At 44.4% G+C, this 19,864-nt stretch carries 16 protein-coding genes and 2 riboswitches; of the genes, 15 read left to right on the top strand and 1 reads right to left on the bottom strand.

The window, feature by feature from the left end; genetic code table 11:
• Positions 1-42: 42 nt before the first annotated feature.
• From DOZ58_RS11290 to DOZ58_RS11240, 11 genes are all read left to right on the top strand, one after another.
• Positions 43-1,311, top strand: coding sequence for an adenylosuccinate synthase (locus DOZ58_RS11290; RefSeq protein WP_111888376.1), 1,269 nt, complete (start codon positions 43-45; stop codon positions 1,309-1,311).
• Between the two features lie 72 nt (positions 1,312-1,383).
• Complete coding sequence (gene carA, locus DOZ58_RS11285; protein WP_111888375.1) at positions 1,384-2,502, top strand: glutamine-hydrolyzing carbamoyl-phosphate synthase small subunit; 1,119 nt, start codon at positions 1,384-1,386, stop codon at positions 2,500-2,502.
• Positions 2,493-5,693, top strand: coding sequence for a carbamoyl-phosphate synthase large subunit (carB, locus tag DOZ58_RS11280; RefSeq protein ID WP_111888374.1), 3,201 nt, complete (start codon positions 2,493-2,495; stop codon positions 5,691-5,693). The genes carA and carB overlap by 10 nt, the downstream gene beginning before the upstream one ends.
• Before the next feature lie 150 nt (positions 5,694-5,843).
• A complete protein-coding gene (locus tag DOZ58_RS11275; protein WP_111888373.1) occupies positions 5,844-8,108 on the top strand; it encodes an EAL domain-containing protein in 2,265 nt (754 codons plus the stop codon).
• Complete coding sequence (locus tag DOZ58_RS11270; RefSeq protein WP_111888372.1) at positions 8,098-9,780, top strand: GspE/PulE family protein; 1,683 nt, start codon at positions 8,098-8,100, stop codon at positions 9,778-9,780. The genes DOZ58_RS11275 and DOZ58_RS11270 overlap by 11 nt, the downstream gene beginning before the upstream one ends.
• A gap of 11 nt (positions 9,781-9,791) precedes the next feature.
• Positions 9,792-10,847 (top strand): type IV pilus twitching motility protein PilT, encoded by a 1,056-nt coding sequence (locus DOZ58_RS11265; protein WP_111888371.1) that lies wholly within the window; start codon positions 9,792-9,794, stop codon positions 10,845-10,847.
• 258 nt (positions 10,848-11,105) lie between these two features.
• Positions 11,106-11,208: riboswitch (cyclic di-GMP riboswitch) on the top strand.
• Positions 11,209-11,301: 93 nt separating this feature from the next.
• On the top strand, positions 11,302-11,865 hold the full coding sequence (locus DOZ58_RS11260) for a prepilin-type N-terminal cleavage/methylation domain-containing protein (RefSeq protein ID WP_111888370.1): 564 nt from the start codon (positions 11,302-11,304) through the stop codon (positions 11,863-11,865).
• 61 nt (positions 11,866-11,926) lie between these two features.
• A complete protein-coding gene (locus tag DOZ58_RS11255) occupies positions 11,927-12,493 on the top strand; it encodes a prepilin-type N-terminal cleavage/methylation domain-containing protein (protein WP_111888369.1) in 567 nt (188 codons plus the stop codon).
• Between the two features lie 204 nt (positions 12,494-12,697).
• Positions 12,698-12,805, top strand: a riboswitch (cyclic di-GMP riboswitch).
• A gap of 181 nt (positions 12,806-12,986) precedes the next feature.
• The gene (locus tag DOZ58_RS11250) at positions 12,987-13,493 is read left to right on the top strand and encodes a type II secretion system protein (protein WP_111888368.1); all 507 of its coding nucleotides are present in this window, start codon (positions 12,987-12,989) and stop codon (positions 13,491-13,493) included.
• Positions 13,494-13,811: 318 nt separating this feature from the next.
• The gene (locus DOZ58_RS11245; protein ID WP_111888367.1) at positions 13,812-14,273 is read left to right on the top strand and encodes a hypothetical protein; all 462 of its coding nucleotides are present in this window, start codon (positions 13,812-13,814) and stop codon (positions 14,271-14,273) included.
• A complete protein-coding gene (locus DOZ58_RS11240; RefSeq protein ID WP_242988483.1) occupies positions 14,263-14,700 on the top strand; it encodes an A24 family peptidase in 438 nt (145 codons plus the stop codon). Before DOZ58_RS11245 ends, DOZ58_RS11240 begins: the two co-directional genes overlap by 11 nt.
• Here DOZ58_RS11240 and DOZ58_RS11235 read toward each other — a convergent pair.
• Positions 14,649-15,775, bottom strand: a protein-coding gene (locus DOZ58_RS11235; protein WP_111886419.1) for an IS3 family transposase whose coding sequence is annotated in 2 segments (ribosomal slippage) — positions 14,649-15,526 and positions 15,526-15,775 — 1,128 coding nt in all. Because the reading frame shifts where the segments join, the coding sequence is not laid out codon by codon here. The two genes, DOZ58_RS11240 and DOZ58_RS11235, sit on opposite strands and share 52 nt — an antisense overlap.
• Before the next feature lie 77 nt (positions 15,776-15,852).
• Between DOZ58_RS11235 and DOZ58_RS11230 the strand changes: the two genes are divergently transcribed.
• From DOZ58_RS11230 to DOZ58_RS11215, 4 genes are read left to right on the top strand one after another with little or no spacing between them, the layout of a single operon-like run.
• The gene (locus DOZ58_RS11230; RefSeq protein ID WP_242988482.1) at positions 15,853-16,245 is read left to right on the top strand and encodes an A24 family peptidase; all 393 of its coding nucleotides are present in this window, start codon (positions 15,853-15,855) and stop codon (positions 16,243-16,245) included.
• Between the two features lie 32 nt (positions 16,246-16,277).
• Positions 16,278-17,462: a type II secretion system F family protein gene (locus DOZ58_RS11225; protein ID WP_111888365.1), complete on the top strand. Its 1,185-nt coding sequence runs from the start codon at positions 16,278-16,280 to the stop codon at positions 17,460-17,462.
• Positions 17,463-17,473: 11 nt separating this feature from the next.
• Entirely contained in the window at positions 17,474-18,967 is a 1,494-nt protein-coding gene (locus DOZ58_RS11220) for a hypothetical protein (RefSeq protein ID WP_111888364.1), read from the top strand.
• Positions 18,964-19,698, top strand: coding sequence for a hypothetical protein (locus tag DOZ58_RS11215; RefSeq protein ID WP_111888363.1), 735 nt, complete (start codon positions 18,964-18,966; stop codon positions 19,696-19,698). The genes DOZ58_RS11220 and DOZ58_RS11215 overlap by 4 nt, the downstream gene beginning before the upstream one ends.
• Positions 19,699-19,864: the final 166 nt, after the last annotated feature.

Below are 19,864 nucleotides of genomic sequence, written 5' to 3'. Positions count from 1 at the left end.
TTGTGTTTTCTGATCTGAGGTTGATGGAAGGAATGAGAATAGATGTCGATTTCTGTATTAGTTGGCGCCCAATGGGGCGATGAAGGCAAAGGCAAAATGGTGGATTATTTCGCCAAACAGTCTGATTTAATTGTTCGGTTTCAAGGGGGCGACAACGCAGGTCATACTGTTATTAATGATTATGGTATTTTCAAACTTCATTTAATTCCCTGTGGTGTTTTCAACAAAGATTGTCAATGTTTAATCGGAACCGGCATGGTTGTTAATCCGGATGTTTTACTTGAAGAAATGCAACAGATCATTGAAGCAAAGTTAAGCCTGGCAGGACTTAAAATATCGGCTAAAGCTCATATTCTCATGCCCTATCATCAAAAACTGGATGAACTGATGGAAGCCAGCGGCGGCATTGGTACAACCAAGCGGGGAATTGGTCAAGCCTATGCCTATAAAGCGATGCGAAAAAGCTTGCGCTTTGAAGATTTACTAAATCTTGACAATGTCAAAAAGAAACTGGAAATTATTGTGCCAGTGGTTAATGACCAAATGGCTTCCTATAAGATCGAACCCTATACCGTGGAGGCTTTGTTTGCAAAATGTCAGGCCTGGGCAAAAACCTTTAGCCATATGATCGTTAATCCGGTTGGCTATTTACACGATATGATTGAAGCCGATAAAAAGATTCTTTTTGAGGGTCAACTGGGAGCGATGAAAGACATTGATCTGGGGATTTTTCCCTATGTTACCTCATCCAACCCGATTGCTGCCTATGCCGCCGTCAGCGGTGGCTTTCCGGCCAAAAAAATCGATACCGTGATTGGGGTGGCCAAAGCTTTTTCTAGTGCCGTCGGTGCTGGCCCCTTTCCGACCGAAGAGTTTGGTGGCACGATTGATATCCTCCGTGGTACCGGCGAAAAACCGGATGATGAGTTTGGCGCCCGCACCGGCCGGTCTCGTCGATTGGGCTGGATTGATATTCCGGTGCTGAAATATACCCATGCGATTAACGGATATGATGAACTGGCCTTATGTAAAATTGATAAACTCGATGACCTGCCAGAAATTAAAATCTGTATCGATTATAAATTAGATGGAGAACTGCTAAAAAGTTTTCCAAGCACCGAAGATTTAGGTCGGGTTGAACCAGTTTATATCACCCTTCCCGGTTGGCTAAGTGAAACCAGAGGAATTCGTCGACTGGAAGATTTACCAGAGAATGCCAAAAAATACATTAAAACAATTGAAGACTTGGTTGGAACGACCATCGCCTATGTTGGCGTTGGCCCGAACCGAGAGGACTTAGCAATTCGATAAATGTGCTAATTTGAAATACCTGGTTGCCTGCAATCAGGTATTTTTTGAAAATATTTAAAATGGAGGTAAACAATGTCTTATTACAAGCGAGATAAGCGAGCCTGGTTGGTGCTGTCAGATGGCAGTGTTTTTGAGGGCTATAATTTTGGGTGCGAAGGCACCACCATCGGCGAAATCGTCTTTACCACCGGGATGACCGGTTACCAGGAGGTGCTCACAGATCCCTCTTATTATGGACAGATTGTCCTGCAAACCTACCCCTTAATTGGAAACTATGGGATTAATGCTGACGATATGGAGTCAGAACGAAGCTGGATCAACGGTTATATCACCAAAGAATGGTGTGAAGAACCGTCAAATTTCAGAAATACCCACAATATCAATGAGTTTATGATTGAGCAGGATAAGATCGGGATCTGGGATGTCGATACCCGCGCCATTACCCGGGTAATTCGTGAACACGGCACCATGAACGGTGCCATTACCACCGAAGACATTGCCACCACCAAAGCCGCCCTGATGGAAAAAATCCGCGACTTTAAGGTGGTTAATCCGGTGCAGACGGTTAGCCGCAAAAACAAGGGCTGGTATTACAGCCAGGTTAACCGCGCCAACCATGTCGCGCTAATTGATTATGGCTACAAACATAACATCCTGCGGATGTTGCTGCGCTTAGGCTGCAATGTCACGGTGATGCCGGCCAACACCACCATTGAGGAAATCCGGATGCTTAATCCCGATGGCATCATGCTGTCCAATGGACCCGGAGATCCGGCTGAAAATATAGAAATCATTGAAAATCTCAAAGATTTTGTCAACTATGGCAAACCCATTTTTGGCATCTGTCTGGGACATCAGTTGCTGGCTTTAGCTATGGGCGGCGAAACGTTTAAACTGAAATACGGCCACCGGGGTATGAATCAGCCGGTTAAAGATGTCACCAGAGATCGGGTCTTTATCACCAGCCAGAACCATGGTTATGCGGTGGTGCCGGAGAGTATTCCGGCCGAAGTGGGAAACGTGACGCATTTTAATTTAAACGACGGCACCTGCGAAGGGGTGCAGTATCCGGACATCCACGCCTTTACGGTGCAGTTCCATCCCGAAGCCAGTGCCGGACCCAACGATACCGGCTATTTATTTGAACAGTTCACTGATCTTATGGAAAGGGGGCAACAAGGATGCCTTTAAGAAGCGATATTAAACGAGTCCTGGTGATTGGCTCCGGCCCGATTGTTATTGGACAGGCGGCGGAATTTGACTATGCCGGTACTCAGGCCTGTAAGGCCTTAAAAAACTATGGTCTGGAAGTTATTCTGATTAACTCCAACCCGGCGACGATCATGACGGATAAGGCCATGGCGGATAAAATATATATTGAGCCCTTAACCCTGGAAGTCATCAGACGAATTATCCTGCTGGAAAAACCGGATAGTATACTCTCCACCCTGGGCGGTCAAACCGGCCTGACCTTGTCGATGCAATTGGCCAAGGAAGGATTTTTGGATGCCCATGATGTCAAGCTGCTGGGCGCCAATCTGGAAACCATCGAAAAAGCGGAAGACCGTCAGGCCTTTAAAGATATGATGCGCGAAATCGGCGAACCCTGTATTCCCTCCGAAGTGGTACTTACCATTGAAGATGCGGTTCGCTTTGCGGCTACTATCGGTTATCCGGTGATTGTCCGACCAGCATTTACCTTAGGCGGCACCGGTGGCGGGATTGCGGCAAACCAGCAGGAGCTGGAAGAAATCGCCACCCACGGCATTCGGCTGTCACCAATTAGTCAGATTCTGGTCGAAAAAGGGATTGCCGGCTGGAAAGAAATTGAATTTGAAGTGATGCGAGATGCCAAAGGGAATGTCATCACCGTCTGTAGTATGGAAAACTTTGACCCGGTGGGAATTCACACCGGGGACTCGATTGTAGTGGCACCCTGCCAAACCCTCAGTGATAAAGAATACCAGATGCTTCGGACCTCCGCCCTTAAAATTATTTCCGCACTGAAGGTTGAAGGCGGCTGTAATTGTCAGTTTGCCCTCAATCCGGAAAACTTCAACTATGCGGTGATTGAGGTTAACCCCCGGGTTTCCCGTTCGTCAGCTCTGGCGTCAAAAGCGACCGGCTATCCGATTGCCAAGGTGGCCAGTCAGATCGCGATAGGTTTTTCACTCGATGAAATTATTAATGAAGTAACAGGGACGACCACAGCTTGCTTTGAACCGGCTCTGGATTACATTGTGGTTAAATTCCCCCGGTGGCCCTTTGATAAATTTGTTTATGCCAAACGCACCCTCGGTACTCAGATGAAGGCCACTGGTGAAATTATGTCGATCGGTTCCAGCTTTGAACATGCGATGATGAAGGCCATTCGTTCGATTGAGTTGGGGATGGAAACATTAACCGTTGAAAAATTGGTGGAAGCGAGTGATGAAGACATCATGAAAATGCTTGCGGATTCGGATGATGAACGTTCTTTTGTCGTTTATGAAGCGATTAAGCGGGGCGTTGCTCTGGATACGATCTTTGCGATCACCAAAATTGACAAATGGTTTTTAGATAAACTGCGCCATCTGGCGGTGATGGAAAAAGATCTGACGACCCTGGGTTTAACCGAAGAACGGGTGCGAGTAGCCCGGGAAATCGGCTTTTTAGATAAAACCATCGAGGAATTATCGGGCGAGAAAATCAACGAAGATCCTAAAACCTATGCTTCGTTTAAAATGGTTGATACCTGTGCCGGCGAATTTGCGGCGCAGACGCCCTATTTTTACTCGACCCGGGATAAAGAAAATGAAGCGGCTTTATTTATTGCCGAACATCCCTCGGGTAAGGAACGGGTTTTAGTACTTGGTTCCGGCCCGATTCGGATCGGCCAGGGGATCGAGTTTGACTATTGTTCGGTGCATTGTGCCTGGGCGCTGCGGGAAAAAGGCTATGAAGCGATTTTCATTAACAACAACCCGGAAACCGTCTCGACCGACTATGATACCTCAGACCGACTCTATTTTGAACCCTTGACCAAAGAAGATGTCCGCTCGGTAGTCGAAACTGAAAAACCAATCGGTGCGATTGTTCAGTTTGGCGGCCAGACTGCCATCAAACTGACCCGTTATTTAGAAGAGATGGGCGTCCCGGTACTGGGTACCTCACCAGCGAATATTGATGCCGCCGAAGACCGTGAAGTCTTTGACCAGCTACTGGAATCCTGCCAGATCCGCCGCCCTCAAGGCGAAACCGTTTATACCACCGCAGAAGCGGTCGAAGTGGCTGAACGCTTAGGCTTTCCAGTCCTGCTTAGGCCTTCTTATGTACTGGGTGGGCAGAACATGATCATCGCCTACGAGAGTGAAGACGTGGTAGAATATATGGATATTATCACCACCATCGCCCTGGAAAACCCTGTCCTGATTGATAAATACCTGATGGGCAAAGAAGTCGAAGTCGATGCCATCAGCGATGGTGAAAACTACCTGATCCCGGGAATCATGGAGCATATCGAACGGGCTGGGGTTCATTCTGGTGATTCGATTTCGGTCTATCCGCCGCAAACGCTTGATCAGCGGACCCGCGATACCATCATCGACTACACCGGCCGCTTGGTCAAGGCGCTGGATATTGTCGGGATGGTCAATATTCAATATGTTATTTATGAAGAGGAAGTCTACGTCATTGAAGTGAACCCCCGTTCATCGCGAACGGTGCCCTATATTTCTAAGGTGACCGATATTCCGATGGTCAACATTGCCACTAAAATGATGCTCGGCGATAAGCTGGCTGACCTGGGTTATGCCCCGGGGCTCCACCCCGAAGGCGACTACGTAGCCGTTAAGGTGCCAGTCTTTAGCTTCTCTAAGCTGCAGGATGTCGATACCCAGTTAGGACCAGAAATGAAATCGACCGGCGAAGTTTTAGGTGTTGCCAAAACCTTTGCCGATGCCCTCTATAAAGGTCTGGTCGCGTCCGGCCGCAGCATGGAACGGTCTGGCGGAGTCCTGCTGACCGTTAAAGATCGCGATAAAGAAGCGATTGTCGAAATCGGTCGCCAATTCCACGAAATGGGTTTTGTTATCTACGGCACCGTGGGAACGGCCCTGATTCTCAACGAAAACAATATCCCCACCAAGGTGGTTCGTCGATTGGCGGAAAGCAAGCCAAACATCGGTGATCTGATTGAAAGCGGCAAGCTGAACTACGTGATTTCCACCTCAAGCAAGGGTCGAATGCCCCATCATGATGATGTTCGGATGCGACGAAAATGTGTGGAAACCTCGATTGCTCTGCTGACTTCTTTAGATACCGCCCAGGCGCTGCTGGATTGCTTAAAATCCAATCGTACCATGGCCGAAATCGAGTTGGTTGATATCAAAGAAATCCGATAGATTTAGCAGTCTTTTAACATAAGAACTTATTCAAGGCCATTGAATAAGTTCTTTTTATTTGGTAGAATGAAAAGAATGCTCCGATTAAAATGATGCTGCGATACAAGCGGTTTGTAAGGTGGGGATAATTTATAGAAGAGAGGATGACAAATGAAGCCACGTTTAAAATTTGTTCGGGGAAGCGTCATTGCAACTGCGATTGTTGTTCTCTTTTTAACGCTTAGCTTTGCATATGTATCCCTTATTGATCGGGAGTTAGAAGAACAAACCTATTTGTATTTATCGGAGGTGGGAAATCAGGGTGCCCAATTAGTGGAGGCCAAGGTTGAAACCCACCTACAAGATATGGAAACCATCAGTAAACTAATTGAAGCCAGTGGAAAAGTGGATCAGCGGGAAATGCTCGAACTGATCAAAATAAATGCGGTAAAAAGTGAGTATAAACGAATGGGGATTGTTAGTCTCAGTGGCGAGCTGATGACCACGGATGGGCTAACTTACAGTGTATCCGAGCGCCCTTATTTTACCGAAGCCAAGGTCGGCAAGGTGGTCGTATCGGATACTCTTGCCGACTATTCTGACGGCAAACCCATTAATGTTTATGCAGCTCCGATTTATCGCAACAATGAAGTGGTGGCAGTTGTTCTGGCTTCGGTGGAAACTGAAAAAATGAAAAACTATCTGGAAGTCGAGAGCTTTTCAAACCAGGGTTACTCTTATATTGTCAAGGCCAATGGGGATGAGGTGATCTCATCGCTTCATCCCAATAGTGTGGGCGTGTTTGGAAACATGTTTAAGGTATTGGATTTTGGAGAAATGAGAGCTGGAGATGATATGACAGTGGTGAGACAAAAGATGGCCTTAAGGGAAGAGGGCAGTTTTTCGATTCGTTATGCTGGTCTGGAACGCCATACGGTCTATCAGCCGCTTAAGATTAACGACTGGTATATGATGACAGTCGTGCCGACCCAGGTAATCAGTGACCAGACAAGAAGAATTAGCTGGTATTCATTTCTGCTGATTGGCGGGTCATTCATTGTCATTACGATTTTGTTTGCCACGATCTTTGTTTTTCAGGACCGTGCTAAAAAAAGGTTGGAGCGGATTGCCTATGTGGATGAGGTGACCGGAGGCAATAATTGGCAAAAGTTCAAGTTGGAAGCAACTGAAGTTTTAGAATCTAAAGCGGTAACCAGTTGCGCCATTTTGACCTTTGATATTGACCGCTTTCGCTTTATCAATGAAGAATATGGCCATGAAAAGGGTGATTTAGTGCTTAAGACAGTGGTAAAGATCTTAAAAGAGCGGATGAACAAGCAAGAAACCTATGCCCGGGTGTCTGGTGATCATTTTGCGATTCTCTGTCTTTGTGATGAGCGGGATAAAATAACCCGGCGGATTAAAGAATTTATTCGCGTCCTTAACGTTGAAAGAGAAGCCATTGGTATTAAGGAACGGATCTCCTGTCATTTTGGCATCTATATTATTGAAGATAAAAAGGGCAACCTCGAAAAAATCAGAGAAAAGGCCAACATGGCGCGGATTGCGGCTAAAACCGCTGATAATCATCATTGGTTTTTCTATTCAGATGCCTTCCGTAAAAAAATTGGGGATGAAAAAGAAATTATCGATCAGATGGAAGATGCACTGGAAAACAATCAGTTTGAAATGTATCTCCAACCCAAGTATAATCTCCATACCAATAGCTATTGCGGGGGTGAAGCATTGGTGCGGTGGCGGCATCCTCAAAAAGGGCTGATCTCTCCGGGGGAATTTATTCCTATTTTTGAACAAACCGGGTTTATTAGAAAATTGGATATGTTTATGTTAGAAGAGGTGTGTAAAGTCTTAAAAAGCTGGGAAGCCAAAAAACATCCAGACATATCGATCTCAGTCAATATTTCTCGAAAAAATCTCAATCAGATTGATTTTATTGAACGGGTTCTAAGCATTACCAACCAGTACCGAATTCATCGGGGGCAGCTTGAAATTGAGCTCACCGAATCCAGTATTTTTGAAGATGTCGATCGGATGATTGAGATTGGGCAAGCCTTTCGGAACTATGGCTTTAAAATGTCCATGGACGATTTTGGATCCGGTTATTCTTCGATCAACCTGTTGGGAAATTTACCTTTGGACGTGATTAAGATGGATCAGGGCTTTTTCAACAGTCGCATCAATCGCGAGCAAAACCATATCGTGGTGGAATCCACTATTGATATGATTAAAAAACTGGGGATGACGGTGGTTGCCGAAGGGATTGAAACAAAAGAAGAGGTAGAAATGTTAAGAAAACTCGGCTGCGATATTATCCAGGGCTACTTTTTTGGGAAACCGATGTCCGTACATGAATTTGAAAAGCAAATTTTTTTAAAGCAAGTGATTTTTGGGGAAGAAGGAAAGAATGGAAACTAAAAATATTCGAATTGGTGATATTTTAATAAACGCCGGATTTATTAAGGAAGAACAGCTTCAAGAAGCCCTGGCTTATCAGAAGGTGGATAAAAGTAAACGGCTGGGGGCGATTCTGGTTGATTATGGTTACGTTACCGAGTCTCAGTTGTTGGAGGCCTTGTCTAAGCGCCTGAATGTACTGGTGTTGGATTTAAAGGATACCGTTATCGATTTGGATGCGGCGGGAAAAATCCCTCAGAATATTGCCTTTAAGTATACGCTGATCCCGATTGCCGAAGAGAACAATCACCTGGTGGTGGCGATGAATGATCCTTTGGATTTTTATGCCATTGAAGATCTACGGCTGATTACCAATATGAACATTGATGTTGTTCTGGCCACCCGCGAAGTGATTCTTGAGACAATCCGAAAAACTTATACCGAAATTGAAGCAAAAAAAGCCGCCAAAGCCGCCAATAAGACGGTTGAAGGCAGCAGCCTGTCTTTTGTGGAGGACATTCTTACCAATGAGGGAGACGCCCCGATTGTCAATTTGGTCAATTCGGTTTTGTTAAAAGGACATAATGCCGGGGCCAGTGATATTCACATTGAACCCTTTGAAAAAGAAACCATTATTCGGCTACGAATTGACGGTCTGATTGTTGATTACCTGACTCTGGCTAATAATCTCCATCAGTCCCTGATTGCCCGTATTAAGATCCTGTCAAATCTGGATATCGCCGAACGCCGGGTCCCCCAGGATGGCCATTTCCGGATTCGTATCGATGGTGTTGAAATGAATGTCAGGAGTTCCAGTATCCCTACCGTTTACGGCGAAAAAATGGTGATGCGTTTTTTAAGCATGAATGTACCACTCGATCATGCCGGTCAATTTGGAATGAATGATGGGGATTATCAGAAAATCCTTCAAATGCTCCAAAGCCCCCATGGGGTGGTTTATATCACGGGTCCGACCGGTAGCGGCAAAACCACCACCCTGTACATGATTTTAGAAATGCTCAGTCAGCGGAATGTTAATATCGCTACCATCGAAGATCCGGTGGAGCGGAATCTGCCCAAGATCAATCAAACTCAGGTGAATATTCTGGCGGGGCTGACCTTTGACGTGGGTCTGCGTTCGATTTTGCGTCAGGATCCGGATATCATCATGGTTGGTGAAACCCGGGACTCCGAGACGGCTTCCATTGCTGTGCGTTCCGCCATTACCGGTCATCTGGTGTTGTCTACCCTCCATACCAATGACGCGGTATCGGCCGTGGTGCGACTCCAGGATATGGGCGTTGAGCCTTATATGGTGGCCAACTCATTAACCGGGGTAGTAGCCCAGCGACTGGTCAAAAAAATCTGTCCCAATTGCCGGGAAGCCTATGCGGCGACCGAGATTGAGAAAGACCTGCTGGGGGAACCCCGGCTGACCACCTTGTATCGGGGCCGCGGTTGCCACATGTGCAACAATACCGGTTACAAAGGCCGAACGGCTATCCATGAAATTCTGGCCATCGATAAAACCATTCGGACTTTAATTTCCCGAAGGGAACCGATTGAGGATATTTACAGCTATGTGGAAGAAACCGAGCGGCTGATCCCCTTGCGAAAAAGTGTCTCTATTCTGACAATCCAGGGGATTACCTCGATGGAAGAATTTCTTAAATTATCATATTACGTGGAATAGGGAGAAGCAAGATGACAAATTTCTTAGAGCTGGTTAATTATGGCCGCCGCAATGATTGTTCGGATATTCATCTATCCCGGGAGCTGCCACCGGTTTTCAGAAAAAATGGTAAGCTTTATCAAAGCGACTTTGAACATAATCCGCAAATGATTGAAAACCTGATTTTTAGCTTGTTGACTCCGATTGAACGGGAGAGTCTGGAGTCCGGTACCGATCTGGATTTTTGCCATGTCACCCCAGAAGGGCTAAGGCAGCGGGTCAATATCTATAAACAGCAGGGCAGTTATGCTGCTGCCATCCGTTTGCTTAACGATACCATTCCCAGTTTTGAAGACTTGAAACTGCCGCCGATTATTCGGAAGTTAGCCAGTGAGCCACGCGGACTGATTTTAATCACCGGTCCCACCGGTAGCGGAAAGTCAACCACGCTGGCTTCAATGATTGATTACATCAACATGAATCGGGCAGTGCATATTTTAACCATTGAAGATCCGGTGGAATACAAACATGAGCATAAGCATAGTATCGTTCATCAACGCGAAATTGGGGTCGATGCCAACTCTTTTGCACAAGCCCTGCGGTCTTCGTTGCGGGAGGACCCGGATGTGATTTTGGTGGGTGAAATGCGCGACTACGAAACCGTTTCTGCTGCCGTTACCGCCGCCGAAACGGGGCACCTGGTCTTGTCGACACTCCACACCATTGGGGCGGCCAATACCATTGATCGAATCATTGATGTCTTTCCTCCCCACAGTCAACAGCAGATTAGAACCCAGCTGTCCAGCATTTTAAAAGGGGTCGTTACCCAGCAACTGGTGCCCCTGGCCACTGGGGAAGGTCGGATGGCCGCCCTGGAGGTGCTAATTGGCACCGATGCGGTGCTTAATCTGATCCGCGAAAATAAAACCCATCAGCTGGCTTCGGTGATGCAAACTGGCGGCCGTGACGGTATGAAAACCCTGAATGCCGATTTGGCGATGCTGGTGAGAGACCAGAAAATCACCTACGAAGTCGGTCTGGAATGGGCCAGTGACAAGCAGGAGTTTAATCAGTATTTTGGGCGGTAGTTGGCTAAAACAATAACGTCAAATAGAATTTGTAGGGGCGGTTATCAACCGCCCGAATGCTGTCGATCGTTTTATCATAAATCCAAGGTTGGTATCGGCAGCGTTTAGATGCTACTTGTGAAAAAAAGGTTAAAGAAAATTGCTTTGCGGACGATATTGATGTTACAAAGCTCGAAATTAGCCAAGGGAAAATATCAATATTTGTAAATTCTTAACTTGACTTTTTTGAGATGCTCACCTATGATTAAAAAGAACTGTGAATAATAAGGGCAAATCAGAGGAAACTCTGGGACGCAAAGCTATAGGGTCTAAATCAGTGGATTGATAAAAATTCGACATGATACGACAGCCAGTTGCTGCATTTAATGCGGCTTTTTTTGTATAAAAAAACGTTTCACCGTCATCTTACCGGGTTATGAGAATTATTATTACTTAAGAGGGATAAGAGGGATTTATGGAGTGGATTAAAAAACAGCGTGATCAAAAAAAAGGGTTTACCCTGGTCGAAATTATTGTCGTCTTAGTGGTTCTGGCGATACTGGCCGCCTTTACCATACCGACGATGCTGGGATTTGTCGCAGATGCCAGAGGAAAAGCCTATATTGCTGAAGCCCGGGAGGTTTATGTCGCGGCACAAGCGGTAGCAACCGAATTTAGTGGAATCACTGATTTGACGGATTCGGAAAGTAATCAATGGTTTGGATTATCAAATTGTTTAGGTTCGACAAAGATATCGTATCGGAGTAAATATAAACCGGATCATTTTGACTATGACTCTCCCAGAGTTCAGGCGAGTTTGAAAATGTTTAGTTACCTTAGATCTGATCTTGAAATTTCAGATCTTGATTTGATGACTAAGCCTCAAGCCACACCGGAGAATCAGGAGGCAGCTTGGACAGTAACGGTTGGTGTTGACCCGGCAGATGGAAAAACCGGAAAAGTAAATAAAGTGGTATACCTAAAAAATGGCTATCGGGTAACCATTGAAAATAATAATACAAGCGTTGCAAAATGGTGATCATGAATTGGTGCATCGCTTTACATTCCGTGGTGTTTGCTTGAAAGCGTTGAGGAGAGTAATGAAAAATGGTAAAAAGAGCATAAAACTAAAAAAAGGATTTACCCTGGTCGAAATTATTGTGGTACTGGTGGTACTGGCTATCTTAGCAGCCTTTACCATTCCAACAATGCTGGGGTTTGTCGCGGATGCCAAGGGGAAAGCCTATATCGCTGAAGCCAGGGAAGTGTATGTGGCAGCACAGACAACGGCGACGGAAATCGTTGGGACCGGTGTAGGGTTGGATAAAACTAACAGTGGTAATAATCCGTATGATGATCTAAATTCATATTGGGTATCGCGATGTGAGACGACGGGTTCAAAAAGTTATCATAATGCGGCCAGCATGCAAATGAAAAAATACCTTGGTAATGATTTGAAAATTACTAATTTGGATTATCGTGGCAATTATGCACAGGACGATTCCTATTGGTATGTGATTATGGATTATGCGGTGGGGAATCCAGGTAAGGTAAAAGAGGTCTATTATGCCAAGAATGGATATGTTGTTTGGTTTAATGAGGAAAATGTGACGGTGAAAAAGCTGGAAGCTTCGGCTTCCCGACCGGCGGTACCTTGGAATAAATAATGAATAAATAAGCTTAAGTTGGCTAAGTAATAAAAAATTAACTGAGTATCTGTGGCAGGTGTTTGGGTTTTAAAAAAGATGTGACGGTATAGAATTTTTGTGGATAAATCTTGAACGGATTAAATAGCGGAAAGTTGTCACAAACTTGTAAAGTTTTAACTTGACTTTTAATAGGTGTTAACATAAGATTTAAGTGTAGACAGCATAAAATAAAGGCAAAACAGATGAAAATCTGAGACGCAAAGCTAAAGGGTCTAAGTCAATTGGAATAAGTATTGAAAATCCAATTTGATACGACAGCCAGTTGCCACACGACGAAAGTGTGGCTTTTTTTGACAAAAAAGCTAATCGTAATGATTAAGACAAAATAATGGACACCATGAGAAAGTGGGTCTGTTTTAGCAATAAATCCAGTTTATAAATCATCTCTAGGCGCAGATGATCATATAGAGCAAAGAAAGTAATAAAATAAAAAAATAAGGAGTGACGCAAAATGGAATTAATTAACAGAATTAAAAAAAACAGAAAAGGATTTACCCTGGTCGAAATTATTGTAGTATTGGTGATCCTGGCGATCTTGGCGGCGTTTACGATTCCGACGATGTTGGGATTTGTGAATGATGCACGGGGAAAAGCGATGATAGCAGAGGCAAGAACGGTCTATGTCGCCGCACAATCGACAGCGACTGAGTTTGGTGCCACGACAAGTCTTACTGATGGAGCACTTTCAACAGCATTAAGTTCAGCGGCTGTAGCAACAGAAAAAGCACTGGCTACGCCAGGAACAACAGCAGCTAATAAGGCAAGTGCACAGATGGCTAAGTATATTGGTACGGATATTTCGATAGGAACTACAGCAGGTCTGGCTACTTGGACGGTGGATGTAGGTGCTGGTAGTGCAGCAACGACAGAAACAGCACAGGTTACAGAAGTTGAATTCACAAAAGATGGTTATACCATTACAATCTCAGATGACAGTGCCACAGTGGTTAAAAACTAACATTTTATAAATTAAAACATTTGTAGCCCTATGCGCCATAGGGTACTCTCTCCCTATCCAAGGCGCAAACCCGTCATTGGGTTTGCCCGGGGATCGGGAGTTTTTTATTTAAACCAAGTTTAGCATTACCGAGATCGTGTTCAGGCGGTTATACATTATTGCACTGTAGAAATTGTAGTGCTGAAGCCACTGTTTTTTCGATAAGTAAAGAAGAATTTAACAATTAAACCCCAACAATTTAAGTCAATCCTGTAAAGTTTATGGTAGAATAATTTCGCTTGTCATTCTTAGAATAGAAATCATTTTGGGAGGTAACCCTTGCATCCAATCAAAGACTATGAATTAGCTTCCTCAAATAACGAACCGATTGGGTTTAGCCGAGGTTTTGTTCTGACGGTGGTGTTAATTCTCGTCGTGGTCATACTGATAATTTCAGGTCTGGTCACAGCCTTACGTCATACCACCAACGCCGCCAATGCCAAACTGGTCTATCTGGCAGCCCGGGCCAAAGCCATTGAATTTAAGGCTTTGGGTGATTACCACGTACCGGTTCAAACGGATCTCGTTGATCTGATTGGTCAGGAGATCAATCGTGAGGCCGAAATCCGGGTGGTTGATGATAATCGGGATGCTACCATTGATTATATTGTCTATAGCCGTGATGGTTGGGAAACCCGGTATTCGCCAGGTGAAACCATCAGTAGTAGAATAAAGACAAACGCTATCTTAAGTGATCGCTTTTCAGGAAAGGACTTAGACGCATATGCTTGTGCTGATTAACAGTATCCTCTATTTATATATCTTTGTTATCGGAATTGTTATCGGTAGCTTTCTTAACGTGGTTATCTACCGGGTACCCAAGGCGCTATCCTTTGCCAAGGGACGCTCGTTCTGCCCCCGTTGCAATGCTCAGATCAAGGGCTATCACAATATTCCGCTGTTTAGCTATTTCTGGCTACGGGGGAAATGCGTCGATTGCGGTGAGCCCATCGCCGTTCGCTATCCGTTAGTTGAACTCTTTACCGGGCTGATGGCAATCCTGATTTTTGCAGTTTATGGTCTATCCTTTCAGTGGCTGGTAGTATTCTCGGCAGGGGCCATTTTAATCTGTATTACCATGATTGACTTTGATACTATTGGATTGTCAACACTTTTTCAGACAACTTTTTTAAGGTCTGCTGTTTTGAATTCAATCGGCGTCATATAATCAAGAGACGAATGAATTCGGATGTGATTATACCAATGAATATAATCAAACAATTCCAGTTTTAGCTGTTCCAGGGAGTCAAACGTATTCGGATACACAAATTCAGTTTTAAAAACTTTAAAGGTAGCTTCAGCAACGGCATTGTCATACGGACAACCTTTTTGACTCAATGAACGTCTGATATTAAACGTATCGATGATCCCATCAATAATATTGTTTTTAAATTCATTTCCACGATCCGTATGGAAGATTGATATCTTATCCAGTCTGTATTTGACCGTTGCAAAAGCCTGATAAACAAGCATGGCATCTTTTTGCGCGCCTGCGCTGTAACCAATAATTTCGCGATTGTATAAATCCAGAAGAATACATACATAATTCCATTTTCCGGCAACACGAACATAGGTAAGATCACTGACAACTACTTCCAGCTGCTCTCTGTCATCAAACTGGCGATTAACTTCGTTTTGGATTTTATCATTGTTTACCGGTGTTTTATGAACTTTGAATTGAGCGATTGTATAGGTCGATACCAGGCCCAGTTCTTTCATTATTCGGCCAATCCGTCGGCGTGATACAATCTGTTTTTTCTTTTCCAGTTCTTTTTTGATTTTACGCGTGCCATAATTACGCCTGCTAGCCTTGAAAATGTCGGTAATATCCTGTTTCAGTTTTTTTTCATCTTCTGATTTTCGGGTTTTAGACTCATAATAATAGGTGCTTCGTGTTATTTTTAGGACTTTACACATTGCTGATACCGAGTATCTGTCTTGATTCGCTTGGATGACTTCTACTTTCGTCCTATGATCAGCGCTGCTTGCTTTAGGATGTCGTTTTCCATTTTTAATTGTTGGACTTCTTTGCGCAATTTGATTAACTCGTTTTCTTCATCACTGCGGTTGTCTTTTTCTTTAAATGATCCGGAGTTTTGATGCTGTTTCACCCAACGATCAAAGGCTGAAGCTGACAATTCATACTCCTTAATAATTTCATGTCTGGGTTTTCCGTTTAAATATAATTGGACGACCTGATTTTTAAATTCATCTGTAAAAATTCGGCGTTCTCTTCTGGTCATATTGGTTCTCCTTCATTTTATGGATTTAGTTTATATGACCTTAGTAAATCTGTCCAGTTAAGTATAGCCTATCCACTATGACCATTCCCAATGGTCTCGTGATTGCGCTGATGGCACCGGCTTTACTCAGCTTTTTCTTTTTCCCTCAGATCGGGCTCCTTTCCCGAGTGATTGGCATGGGAGTGATTAGTCTGCCGATGTTGGTCCTGGCTCTTTTTATCGCCGATGCCTTTGGCGGTGGGGATATTAAGCTGATGGGGGTCGCCGGATTTCTGTTGGGCTGGGAAAATACTTTGCTGGCAGCCTTTATTGGCCTGATCCTTGGGGGCGCGGTGGCAGTTATGCTGCTGGCCAGAAAAACAAAGGATAAGCATATGGCCTTTGGCCCTTATTTATGCATCGGAATCATGACAGCATTACTATTTGGTGATATAATAATACAGTGGTATTTTAACCTGTTCGGGTTATAATCGCTTAAGCTAAAGTCAAAAACGGAGGGCCTATGCCTGTTTATAAATACACTGCAAAAAACTTACAGTCTCAAATGGTAAAGGGCACCATGGAAGCCGCAAGTTCGGATTTGGTTCGACGAACGCTGCGGCAGAATAATGAATTTGCCTTAAAAATAACCGAAGTTTCGGAACATCATAAGGTTTATAAACTAAAACCAATGGAATTGTCGGATTTTTCCAGACAGATTTCCGGGATGTTGGCTTCAGGTATCACCATGATCCGGGCGATTAAGATTATGGAAGAACGTGATATTAAACCGCCGATCAAAAAAGTTTACAGTATCCTGTATCAGGAAATCCAACGGGGCAATACCCTGTCTTATGCCATGGAAGCAACCGGCGGCTCCTTTCCCGAGCTGCTGATCAATATGTATAAATCCGGGGAAGCCAGTGGTCAGATGGAGGGAACAGCCCGAAAGATGGCCGATCACTATGAGAAGGAACATAAGCTCCGGGGGAAAATTAAAAGTGCGATGACCTACCCGATCATTTTATTTTTTATCACGATCATGGTTGTGATTCTAATTTTTACCTTGATTTTACCCCAGTTTTTTACCCTCTTTGAAGGCATTGAATTGCCGGCGATTACGCAGTTAATGATTAATATCAGTAATTCGATGACCACCTATTGGTATATTTATCTTATCGGAACATTGATTTTAATTGTGTTGGGAAGCTTTCTGATAACAGTCCCCGGTGTCAAAAAAGCCTTGGATCAGTTTAAATTAAAAATCCCCCAGATCGGCAAGCTGATGAAGATTATTTACACTGCCCGTTTTGCCAGAACTCTAAGTTCACTATATTCCAGCGGTTTGGCGATGATCAACGCCCTGACCATCAGCGGGGATACCATCGGGAACACCTACTTGCAATCGCAGTTTCCTCATGCCATTGAGCAGGTACGCAATGGGGAGCCGCTTTCAGCGTCGATCCAAACCATTGAAGGGTTTGACGCCAAGCTGGTATCCACGATCTATATTGGCGAAGAATCCGGAAATCTGGATGATATGCTAGAATCAGTGGCGGACTCCTTTGACTATGAAGCGGAAATGGCGACCACCCGGCTGGTGACCTTTATTGAACCCATTATGATCATTATTATGGCTGTAATTGTCGGCGGTATCATGTTATCGGTGATGCTCCCAATTATGAGCTTGTATCAAAATATCGGATAGGAAGGCTTTATATGCAGACAGTTGTCTATTTTTCAAATGATGGTATCCAAGTCCTCCAGGGGACCATTAAGGGTGGACGTCTTAACATATCTAATTTTATACTATTGCCGGTGGAGACCGGAGCGCTGATCAATGGCGTCATTACCAATGAAGAAGCGGTAAGAGAGTCGATTGTTGCAGCACGAAAAGAGAATCCCAAACTGTTTAAAAATATGAAACTGGTCATCGACAGCAGTTTGATTGCCACAAAAACGGTGGCGGTTCCCAAACTCAAACCCAAAGAACTAGCCGCCCTGGCTGCCGCTGAATTTGATGATTCGGCCGGTAACTATGATGACCTGGTGGTGGATTATGCCCACATACCTGGAGTGACCGGTAATAATATCTTTGGTTGCGGCGTTGAAAAACGGGTGTTGGAGTCTTACATTACCTTGTTTGCCAGTTTGAAAATTCAGATCAAGAGCATCGATGTGGGGCTTAACACGCTGATTCAATATGTATCGGCAACCAAAGACTACAAGGGCATGACCTTTGCGCTTAATATTCTGGATGGGAAAAACCTGGTATCGCTGTTATTTGAAAACGGCATTTATATTTTTTCCAATCGCTCCCGGTTGCTTGCTGAACGAGGGACTGATGCTTTTGCCGATGAACTCTTTGGCAAGCTGTCATCGCTGATCCAGTTTAACAAATCACAGAAATCCGAACATACCCTGAATATGAGCCTTTATGCCGGGTTGGATGAGTATGAACTAAGCGGCCTTCGGGCACTTAATTTTGATCCGGATCTCAATCTTTTTAATATACCTCAGACCCCCAATATAAAAAATGGCTTTGTGATGGATGAGTCCTTCGATTTTGGGCGCTTTATTTATCCCATTGCCGGTTTTTTTGCCGGAACAAAACCGATCAATCTTTTTATCGCCTTTAAAAAGAGCAGTGTGGTTAAAAAAGAACTGCCTTTTGAATATAAGGCGTTAATTCTTCCTGCTGCTATGATCCTGATCTGCTTAATTGTTTTTGGGGTCTTTTTTGGACTTAAATACCGTGCTCAGAAAGAGCTGGAAGAAATAAATGCTTATATCAGTGATACCAACAACCAGGCCGAATATTTGCAGGCCAAAGCATTAACCGATGAGGTCAGTGGATTACAGACAGAAGTTTCACGAATTGAAGCCATTAATGCCGCGATTAGCAGCAATCCTGATTTAGTATCGGTGATGATGAACAGCATTGCGACACAGGGGAATAATGTGATCGATCTTAATTCTCTGGATTATGATGGAACCACTGGAGCGCTCCAGATTATTGCGATCGCCGACAACGAAAAGGAAGCGGCACGCTATATTGAACGGTTAAAAAGCACCGGGTACTTTACCCAGGTGGAATACACCGGTTATGCTGAGATCTCGACACAAACAAGCACCACGACAACAACGACGTCAACAACCAAGGGATACGGATTTGCCGCCGTTGCCTATCTGAAAGCAGGTAATAGCCAATGAAAAAACTGACCAAAAGAGAAAAATTGCTAATTTATACTTTAGGTTGTTTTCTGATTGGATTTTTCGGTATCTATTTTGTAATTTTGCCAAGTTTTAGCAGTTTTCAGGTGGTTAACGACCAGGTTTCTGAGGCCCAGTTCACAAAAGAATCGATGGAAATGGCAATTGATGCCATTCCGTCCACGATGCAAACCCGGGATGATGCCACGGCCAGTCTGGTCACTTTAAAAGCGCCTTTCCAACCGAAGCTGACCAATGAAGGGTTGGATATGCTACTAACCCAGTTGAGTCTGGATTACAGTCTATCTCCCAAGGTGTTGGCGATTGAAAGTAATGAGTTGGCTCGGGTGGCGACATTTACGGCCTACACATCGGATGAACAGCCGTCGGCATCAGTGGGGACCGAAGATACAACACTAGATACGACGGCAAGTACTGATGCAACCACGGACACAACCACTGAAAGTGCTGATGCAGCAATAAGCGGAGAAGGGCCAGAAACCTGGGCTGGGGTGGTGAATATGGAACTCACCGGAACACAAACAAACTTTTATCGCTTACTGGATGCGGTGGCAGCCCGACCGGATATGATTGTATCGACCTTTGCAATTGCCCCGGAAGCAGCAGCGACAACGGCAGGAACAACGTCTACCACAAACACCACCGCTCAATTAAACGGCGGGAATATTAGCATTAATGTGACATTTACGGTTTATATGGTTGAAAAATAAGCATTACAAAAGAAGAGCGTATTGTACAAGATAGGTAATCAGTAGAAAATTCAGTAAGATAAGGCATTTCGAAATATGAACCATAGAATTGGGTGGAGGGTGATCGTGGGTATTAGAATAATAGAAAAACTAAAGAATCAACAAGGCAGTTCCCTGGCGTTTGTTC

This window comes from Acetobacterium sp. KB-1, from assembly GCF_003260995.1.
Taxonomy (GTDB): domain Bacteria; phylum Bacillota; class Clostridia; order Eubacteriales; family Eubacteriaceae; genus Acetobacterium; species Acetobacterium carbinolicum.
The sequence above is the reverse complement of the archived record's forward strand: the minus strand, read 5'-3'. Positions and strand labels throughout refer to the sequence as shown.

Coding starts and splice junctions, on each gene's coding strand:
- DOZ58_RS11290 (WP_111888376.1), top strand. CDS start 43: ATGTCGATTTCTGTATTAGTTGGCGCCCAATGGGGCGATGAAGGCAAA.
- carA (WP_111888375.1), top strand. CDS start 1,384: ATGTCTTATTACAAGCGAGATAAGCGAGCCTGGTTGGTGCTGTCAGAT.
- carB (WP_111888374.1), top strand. CDS start 2,493: ATGCCTTTAAGAAGCGATATTAAACGAGTCCTGGTGATTGGCTCCGGC.
- DOZ58_RS11275 (WP_111888373.1), top strand. CDS start 5,844: ATGAAGCCACGTTTAAAATTTGTTCGGGGAAGCGTCATTGCAACTGCG.
- DOZ58_RS11270 (WP_111888372.1), top strand. CDS start 8,098: ATGGAAACTAAAAATATTCGAATTGGTGATATTTTAATAAACGCCGGA.
- DOZ58_RS11265 (WP_111888371.1), top strand. CDS start 9,792: ATGACAAATTTCTTAGAGCTGGTTAATTATGGCCGCCGCAATGATTGT.
- DOZ58_RS11260 (WP_111888370.1), top strand. CDS start 11,302: ATGGAGTGGATTAAAAAACAGCGTGATCAAAAAAAAGGGTTTACCCTG.
- DOZ58_RS11255 (WP_111888369.1), top strand. CDS start 11,927: ATGAAAAATGGTAAAAAGAGCATAAAACTAAAAAAAGGATTTACCCTG.
- DOZ58_RS11250 (WP_111888368.1), top strand. CDS start 12,987: ATGGAATTAATTAACAGAATTAAAAAAAACAGAAAAGGATTTACCCTG.
- DOZ58_RS11230 (WP_242988482.1), top strand. CDS start 15,853: ATGACCATTCCCAATGGTCTCGTGATTGCGCTGATGGCACCGGCTTTA.
- DOZ58_RS11225 (WP_111888365.1), top strand. CDS start 16,278: ATGCCTGTTTATAAATACACTGCAAAAAACTTACAGTCTCAAATGGTA.
- DOZ58_RS11220 (WP_111888364.1), top strand. CDS start 17,474: ATGCAGACAGTTGTCTATTTTTCAAATGATGGTATCCAAGTCCTCCAG.
- DOZ58_RS11215 (WP_111888363.1), top strand. CDS start 18,964: ATGAAAAAACTGACCAAAAGAGAAAAATTGCTAATTTATACTTTAGGT.